Genomic DNA, 1901 nt, shown 5'->3' on the forward strand with positions numbered 1-1901 from the left:
GGCGTAGATATGCAGCAGACCGGAATTTTTTTGCTCAAGCATGGCTCTTGCCTGCTGGGAAAAATCCTCTCTGCCGATAACAAAAGACGCCTTTTTGTCGCCAAGCTGTTTATACGTAAGCCCGACCGACACTATTTGCGGGTCACAAAACACCATCTTCATTGAACTTCTTCTGCAAAACGCGCTTATTTTGTCCGAAACTGAATTGTGGCCGGCTATGAACCCTTCATCAATGGCCTCGTGGAGTATCGGACGGCACCCGTCCGCGTCGCCGGCAATGAATATCGGCAAGTCCTGAATTTGCATAGTGCGGCGATCAAAATCGGGCAGGCCGCGTTCATCGAGCCTGACGCCTGCGTTCTCGAGGCCTAATCGGGCTAAATTCGGACAAAGCCCGATAGCAGCTATGACCGCATCCACTTCCACCGTCTTATCAGGGTGTTCGATGCGTATTTTGCCGCCGGCCTTGTAAAGCTTTGGCTCCGCTTCAAGGTGTATGGGAAATTCATTTTGCAGTATTTCTATCGCAAGGGCATTAATTTCAGGGTTGCCCATCCCGGCAACGGAGCTGCCCGATGAAAAGCCGGTAACATTGATGCCCAACCGGCTCAGCGCCTGGCCTATTTCCAAGCCTACCGCCCCAAGCCCTATCACTGCAATATCGGCGGGAATATTTTCTAACTCAAAAAAATCATCTGTCGTAATTATTCCCTGTCCAAATTCCTTCCACTTTTGCGGCACTTTCGGGCTTGCCCCAGTAGCAATGATGATATTTTCAGTCTGAATATTCATTGAGCCGATCCTTACCGTATCGGCGGATATTATCTGCACAGACCCTATCATCAAATGGTCTTTCGCGAGCGATTCCGTTACCTCGACCATTGCCCGGGCGAAATGATCCCTCAACCCGCGTACGTGCTTGAGCACTGCCGGCATGTACGCCGTGAGACTTTCGCCCCCGAGTATGCCTTCTTTCTCAAACTTCTTACGCCTGTGGAAGTCGTTGGCCACCGAGATCAACGCCTTCGACGGCATACACCCGACGCGTGCGCACTTTGTCCCCAAAGGGCCATTGTCTATTATAATATATTCATCGGTTATCTTCTGAACTGCCCGCAATGCCGATATCCCGGCACTACCTGCCCCGATTATCACTACTTTTGTTTTTTCTGTCATAGCATCCACTCCCTGGTTTAACCTCTGATTTCTCATCATCGCCCCCAGGCTGTTCAGCAGCAGCGGCGGCGATGCGTTGATTGTTACGGTAAGCGTAATGAGCTTCAATCCGTAAGTTATATGACGATATTATAGCTATTTAGATTCGCAGTGTAAGTGGTAAAGTGAAATTTAGATGCGATTGCCCCGGGCGAATGACGCCAGAGAGCCGGAAATACGCCTCGAAAAACCATTATTTATTAACGAACGGCGGCTCAAAGGCGTATTTTCTGGGGGGGGGCTCAGGCTAATCGTAACTCATTGGCGGCGCAAAAGCGGCGTCGCCCGTTGGTTGCCGCCGCACTCCAAATTGTAGGCCAAACCGCGGTGATATCAACGGCCGCGGGCAATCCCAAGGCAATGGGAATTGTGCGTTTCGATTTGCGGGCCGGAAGCCCGCACTACATCATAACATAATGTCGCACACCAATTTCGTAAGAACACAAGATTTTACTGGAAAAACCGGTTCAAATCTGTATAATCCGCGTAATTTACCATTTGGTGTGCTTTTGCTGCGCGCCGGATTGGTGATGTAGGTAATTTAACAATGAGAAATGACTTTATATTGCGGCAGTCCGGCAAATTATAAGGAATTCATAAGTGCCAAAACGACTAGATATTAAGAAGCTATTAATCATAGGTTCGGGTCCGATTTTAATCGGTCAGGGCTGTGAGTTTGACTATTC

General features: G+C 49.3%; 1 protein-coding gene. It reads right to left on the bottom strand.

Annotation, left to right across the window (positions count from 1 at the left end; genetic code table 11):
• A partial coding sequence (locus Q7U95_RS00065) for a dihydrolipoyl dehydrogenase (RefSeq protein ID WP_308751228.1) occupies positions 1 to 1176 on the bottom strand: 1176 nt, incomplete at its 3' end.
• Between the last annotated feature and the right edge of the window lie 725 nt (positions 1177 to 1901).

The sequence above is a fragment of the Candidatus Oleimmundimicrobium sp. genome (assembly GCF_030651595.1).
GTDB lineage: Bacteria > Actinomycetota > Aquicultoria > UBA3085 > Oleimmundimicrobiaceae > JAUSCH01.